The 5,823-nt window shown below is 72.1% G+C and carries 5 protein-coding genes and 1 pseudogene; 2 read left to right on the forward strand and 4 right to left on the reverse strand.

What is annotated here, in order from left to right; translation table 11 throughout:
* The 4 genes from VF697_RS20690 to VF697_RS20705 form a co-directional block, all read right to left on the reverse strand.
* On the reverse strand, window positions 1-775 hold a 775-nt coding region (locus VF697_RS20690), incomplete at its 3' end, for an AAA family ATPase (RefSeq protein WP_331097551.1).
* A complete protein-coding gene (locus tag VF697_RS20695; protein ID WP_331097553.1) occupies window positions 772-2,280 on the reverse strand; it encodes a DUF5691 domain-containing protein in 1,509 nt (502 codons plus the stop codon). The genes VF697_RS20695 and VF697_RS20690, both read right to left, overlap by 4 nt.
* Entirely contained in the window at window positions 2,277-3,599 is a 1,323-nt protein-coding gene (locus VF697_RS20700) for an SWIM zinc finger family protein (RefSeq protein ID WP_331097554.1), read from the reverse strand. The genes VF697_RS20695 and VF697_RS20700 overlap by 4 nt, the downstream gene beginning before the upstream one ends.
* Window positions 3,600-3,680: 81 nt before the next feature.
* A complete protein-coding gene (locus VF697_RS20705) occupies window positions 3,681-4,931 on the reverse strand; it encodes a proline dehydrogenase family protein (RefSeq protein WP_331097556.1) in 1,251 nt (416 codons plus the stop codon).
* A gap of 151 nt (window positions 4,932-5,082) precedes the next feature.
* Here VF697_RS20705 and VF697_RS20710 point away from each other — a divergent pair, with 151 nt between their 5' ends.
* Both VF697_RS20710 and VF697_RS20715 read left to right on the forward strand, forming a co-directional pair.
* Window positions 5,083-5,496 (forward strand): DUF2721 domain-containing protein, encoded by a 414-nt coding sequence (locus VF697_RS20710; RefSeq protein WP_331097558.1) that lies wholly within the window; start codon window positions 5,083-5,085, stop codon window positions 5,494-5,496.
* A gap of 106 nt (window positions 5,497-5,602) precedes the next feature.
* Window positions 5,603-5,823, forward strand: a pseudogene (locus VF697_RS20715) (sigma-70 family RNA polymerase sigma factor); the annotation flags it as partial.

The raw sequence follows: 5,823 nt of genomic DNA on the forward strand, positions 1-5,823 counted from the left end.
TCTCCTCCAGCGCGGGCTTCTCCGCGGGCAGCGCGAGGGCCTGGCCCATCTCGGCCACGCGCTTCTCGACGATCTCCACCTCCTGCTCCAGCGAGTCGGGCACGGGCAGCACCACCGTGTTGAAGCGGCGCAGCAGGGCGCTCGACAGCTCGTTCACACCGCGGTCACGGTTGTTGGCCGTGGCGATGACGTTGAAGCCGGAGCGGGCCTGGACCTCGCTGGACAGCTCCGAGATGGGCAGCGTCTTCTCGCTCAGCAGGGTGATGAGGGCGTCCTGCACCTCGCCCGGCATGCGCGTCAGCTCCTCGATGCGCGCCAGCTTGCCCTCGCGCATGGCACGCATCACCGGGCTCGGCACCAGGGCCTTCTCCGAGGGGCCCTCGGCCAGCAGCCGCGCGTAGTTCCACCCGTAGCGCAGGGCCGCCTCGTCCGTGCCGGCGGTGCCCTGCACCATCAGCGTCGAGTCCCCGGAGATGGCCGCCGCGAGGTGCTCGCTCAGCCAGGACTTCGCGGTGCCCGGCACGCCGTAGAGCAGCAGGGCCCGGTCGGTGGCGAGCGTCGCCACGGCGATCTCCACCAGCCGCGCGTTGCCGATGTACTTGGCTCCCACCTTGAAGCCACTGGGGAGCTGGCCGCCGAGCAGGTAGAGGCGCACGGCCCAGGGCGAGAGCTTCCAGCCCTGCGGCTTCGGGCGGTCATCGGCCTTGGCGAGCTCGGCCAGCTCCTCGGCGTACTGCTGTTCGGCGTGCTGGCGGAGAAGGGCGTTGGCGGTCACGGTTTCAGCTCCTCGTACAGGATGCGACGCAGCGAGACGGTGTGCTGGAAGCGGTGGAACTCCTGGCTCCAGCGGTACAGGGGGTGGGGCAGCTCGAAGGGCTCGGCGGCGGTCGCGAGGCACTCCGGGGGCAGGGCCATGGCCGCCTGACGGAGGACGCCGAGGAGCGCCGCGGCCCGGGTGCTCGGGTCGTACAGCTCGCGCAGCGCCTGGAGCCAGGCGTAGCCGAGCTTCGCCGGCCACGGCGCGGGCGTCACCGCGAGCGCCCGATCGAGCGAGGGCAGGGACTCGGCGCGGGCGAGGATGCGCAGGGTGCGCGCGGTGCGCTCGGCGGGCGGGAGCTGTTCGAGCACGGAGACGGCCAGCGTCTGGGCCCGCTCGGCGTCGAGCACCTTCGACTCGCAGCGCGACCAGAAGGCGAGCAGGGCCGAGGCCCAGGGCAAGGAGGCCTCCAGCCGCAGCGCGAGGGCCCAGCCCTCCGAGAGCGACACGCCGTGGTCCGTCCGCGCGGCGGCGGCGACGAGCTGCTCCGGGGTGGCCTCGAAGCCCTCCTCCCAGGTGCGGACGGGAACGGCCTCGAGGAGTCGGAGGAGCCAGTGCTCGCTCTGGCCGACCCCGGCGGGGGGCTTGTCCAGCCCGTCGCGCTCGGCCTCGGCGTCCCACTTGCTCGGGAGCTGGACGCGCAGCGTGGCCGGCTTCTCCCAGACGAGCACCGTGCGCGCCCGCTCGGCCATGCGCCGTGCGAAGGCGGACTCGGGCAACCGGGCCAGGAGGTAGCGCGCCACCTCACGCACCGCGGCCGCGCGATCCTTCCGGCCGAGCTCCAGCAGTGCCTCGTCCTCCGGGGAGAGTCCCTCGTCCAGGCAGGCGAGGAACCGGGCGCGGTGTTCGGCCTTCTCCTGGGCCCAGGTGGTCTGCAACCACGCGCGGGCTCGCGCCGGGTCGGCCTTCCGGGCCTGGGTGAGCACCGCGCGACGCTCCTCGGGCGTCCCTTCCGCCCACACGCGCTCGGCCTCCGCGAGGTCCACCCCCAGGGCGGTCGCGCCGGAGCGCCACTCGGGATTCTGGCGGGCGAGCCACTGGCCGCGCTCACCGAGCACCGGCTCCGCCAGCGTGCGCAACGCCCGGTCCCTGAGCCCCAGCACCCGCGCGAGCAGCTCCGGCGGGACACGGCGGCGGGCGAGGGCCATCCGCTCGAAGGCCTCGCGCAGCACCTCTCCCTCATTCGACACCAGGAGCTCCGTGAGGACGGCGCTCACCCGCGGGGAGCACACCTCGAGCGTGTCGGGAGGGGCCACCTCGCCCCGGGTGTCGAGGGCGGGCAGCTTCCGTCCCGCGGCCCGAGCCACCGCGCGCACGCCGGCCGCGAGCAGGAGGCGTTTCTCCATGGGCACGCCCTCCAGCGCGCGGAGGGCCTGACCCTCCACGCCGGGCTGGGCTCCCAGCTCCGGAGCGCGCGCGGTCCCGAGCGTGGCGAGGCGTGTCAGCGCGTCGAGCTCGTTCATGACGGGCCTCCGAGTGGGTGCAGGCGCTCCTCCACGCGGGCGCTCGAGGGGCGGAACTCCTCTCCGTCCCACTCACCGAACACGTCGATCGGGTGCCCTCCGGCGAGCGCGAGCAGCCGCCACCGGTCGCACGGCCCGAGGCGGACCGCCGCACCCGTGGCATCCCGGAGCCACCACCGCTTCTGGCCGTCCACGACGGGCACCACGGCCCCGAGCATCACCGCCGTGCGCGGGAGGAAGGGGGAGCGGGACAGCTCATCGGCGAACCGCTGGCAGAGTCCGTCGAGCGTGAGCGAGGGCAGGGGGCCCGCGAGGGGGCGGACCTCGCCCTTCCGCTCATGGACGAGGGCCCGTTGGGGGGCCGCGCTCGGCCAGTACACCAGCTCCGCGGGGAACGCGGTGCCGAGCAGGAAGGACTCGGTGAAGCGCGCACCGGGGCCCGCCGCGAACTGGAGGACGAGCGCCGAGCGGCCGGACGTGGCGCCGAGCAACCAGGTCCGCTGCACGCGGACGCGCTCGGTGTCCTCGAGCTCCAGGCCGACGACGACCCAGGTGTCCGTGACGCGCTCGCCCTGGGCGAGGACGTCCTCTTCCTTCAGCGAGATGCCCACCAGGGAGCGGAGGTCCGCCGCGAGGAGGGGAGGCAGCTCGTCCAGCTTCTTCCACGCCTCGGTGACGAGCGCGAGCCGCCCGAGCCGGTCCAGCATCCGCTGGGGCCAGTCGGGGCCACTGCCCGGCAGTGACGCGAGCTGGCGCACCTGGGAGGCGAGGCCCGGCGCCTGCGCGTCCACCAGGCGCGCCGCCTGGGTGCTCCACATGGCCGTCTCCGCCTCGAGCCCGGCGAGCCCATTGCGGACGAGGTCCTCCATCCACAGGGCCAGGGCCTCCAGCCCGCGTTGAACCCGGGAGTGCCGCTCATTCGAGCGCTTCGCCCGGGCCTCCGGGTCTGCGGGGGCCGCGCCCTCCGCGCTGGCCTTCGCCTTGCGCTCGGCGGTGGAGGAGCGCCTGGTGAGCCACTCCGCCACCCACTCCGGGGGCGTGCCCGAGGGGATGCGCTCCGCGGCGGCGAGCAGCAGCAACCCGAGGGCGTGCTTGCAGGGGAATTTGCGGCTGGGACAGGTGCACTTCGTGGCGAGGTCGGACAGGTCGACGCGCACCTGGTACAGGGCGCTGCCCTTGCACTCGCCCCAGGCCGCGCGCCCGTCCCGGCCGAGCCCCTGCCAGGAGCGCTCGGTGGCCAGCTTCTGGCCGGCGGCGGCCGCGGAGGAGTCCGGCGCGAGGGCGAGGGCCTGCTCTGTGGTGAGGGGCGAGGCGGACATGGGGTCGAGGCGCGGCAGAATAGCGCCCCGCGTCCCAGGGTGGGGGCGCTAATGCGGCCCGCCCCTCCCGCTTCTCGCCTCTCAGCTCTTCGGCTGGCCGGCGCCGAGCGCCCGGGTCTGCTTGCGCCGCCGCAGCTCGTCGCGGATGAAGCGGACCTCGCGCCCGCCCTGGCCCGCGATGGCGCTGTTCTCCTGCGCGCGGCGGATGAGGTACGGCAGCACGGCCTTCACCGGTCCATAGGGCAGGTACTTGGCGACGTTGTAGCCGGCCTTCGCCAGGTTGAAGGAGATGTTGTCGCTCATCCCGTAGAGCTGGCTGAAGAAGACGCGCGGGTCGTTCGGGGCGATGCCGCGCCGCGCCATCTCCTGGAGCAGCAGCTGGCAGCTCGCCTCGTTGTGCGTGCCCGCGCAGAGCGCCATCCGGTCGAGGTGCTCCAGGCAGAAGAGCAGGGCGCGATCGTAGTCGGCGTCGGTGGTGGCCTTGTCCGGTTGGATCGGATCCGGATAGCCGCGCTCCTTCGCGCGCAGCCGCTCCTTCTCCATGTACGCGCCGCGCACCAGCTTGGCCCCGAGGAAGTAGCCCTTGGTGTTCGCCCGCTCCAGCGCCGCGCGCAGGTTGCCCAGGCTCGCCGTCCGGTACATCTGGTAGGTGTTGTAGACGAGCGGCCGCTCCCGGTTGAAGCGGGCCATCATCTCCTCGCCCAGCCCGTCGATGACGTCCTGAATCCACGTCTCCTCGCCGTCGAGGAAGATTCGCACGCCGCGCTCGTGGGCGCGCTGGCAGATGCGCAGCACGCGCTCGCGCACCCGCTCCCACTCGGCCCGCTCGTCGGCGCTGAGCGCCTCGCCCGCCCCGAGCTTCTCCAGCAGGCCGAAGCGCGCCAGCCCCGTCACCTTGAAGACGCTGAACGGGATGTGCGGGTGGCTCGCCGCCCACTCGATGGTGGCGAGCGTCTCACGCGTGGTGGCCTCGAAGCCCTCCTCGGACTTCTCGCCCTCCACGCTGTAGTCGAGGATGGATTGGACTCCATGCCGGCCGAGCGCTTCGACGGCCGCGTCGCACTGCTGGATGCTCTCGCCTCCGCAGAACTGCTCGAAGACGGTGTGCCGGACGACCAGCCGGACGCCCGGCATGCCGATGCGCAGCAGCCAGGCGGACAGGGGAATGCCGGCACGCACCAGCCAGGGCTGGCTCAACGAGGAGAAGAGCAGGTGCGCCTTGCGCATCTGCGCATCGCTCTTGGTGGCGAAGGCAATGGCCGTGTTGTCGAACGAGACCGCGGGCGGGGGCCCCGCGGGGTGCTCTGGGGAGGAAGGGGCGAGTGCGGACATCGCCTGCTCGGCTACATGGTTTTGGTGGCCGCATCAAGTCGGGGTGCGTCCAGCCCCCCTCTGGAACCGCACGCTTGGATAAGGACGAGGTGGCGGGCAGGCGCCCGAAGGCCAGTATGGTGTCCACCGACCCACACTCGCGCCTCCGCCCATGGAACTGACGCTCACCACTCCCGGCCTCCTCTTTCCGACCATTTCCTTGCTCCTGCTGGCCTTCACCAACCGGTTCCTGGCCATCGCCGCGCTGATTCGGAACATGTACGCGCAGTACAAGGCCCAGCCCGACCCCGTGCTCTTGCCCCAGATTCAGAACCTGAAGGTCCGGGTCCGGCTCATCCGCGACATGCAGATTCTGGGGGTCTCCAGCCTGTTCCTCTGCGTGATGTGCATGCTCCTGCTCTTCGCGGGGATGGAGTGGGCCGGGAAGTACGTCTTCGGTGGCAGCCTGCTGCTGATGCTCGCCTCCCTGGCGCTCTCCATCTGGGAGATTCAAATCTCCATCCGGGCACTTCAAATCCAGCTGGGGGACCTGGAGGACGAGAAGCGCGGCCTTCCAAAAAGCTGAGTTCTTCCGAAGGGATACGGGGTGGAGGAGGATTTCGACGCCTCGAACGACCCATCCGGCGGGCTCGCTCCGTATGGGAAGAGAAGCCGGGAGGAATGGGAGACGCGTGCTGCTGCCAGGAAGCGACCGGGCCGTACTACAGGCTTTCCGTGAAGGAGAGCGCGCCACGCTCACGCGCGTGTACCGCGCGTACTCGCCCGAGGTGGTCCGCTACCTGGCGCGGCGCTTCCCGGTGAGCTCCGCCTCGGGGGTGGGCAGCGTGGCGCTGGGGGCGTTGGATCTCGAGGCGGCGCACCAGGAGACATTCGTCCGCGCCTTCCGGCCCGC

The organism is Archangium sp. (assembly GCF_036388035.1).
In the GTDB taxonomy this organism is placed as follows: Bacteria; Myxococcota; Myxococcia; order Myxococcales; family Myxococcaceae; genus Archangium.

Coding starts and splice junctions, on each gene's coding strand:
- VF697_RS20695 (WP_331097553.1), bottom strand. CDS start 2,280: ATGAACGAGCTCGACGCGCTGACACGCCTCGCCACGCTCGGGACCGCG.
- VF697_RS20700 (WP_331097554.1), bottom strand. CDS start 3,599: ATGTCCGCCTCGCCCCTCACCACAGAGCAGGCCCTCGCCCTCGCGCCG.
- VF697_RS20710 (WP_331097558.1), top strand. CDS start 5,083: ATGGAACTGACGCTCACCACTCCCGGCCTCCTCTTTCCGACCATTTCC.
- VF697_RS20705 (WP_331097556.1), bottom strand. CDS start 4,931: ATGTCCGCACTCGCCCCTTCCTCCCCAGAGCACCCCGCGGGGCCCCCG.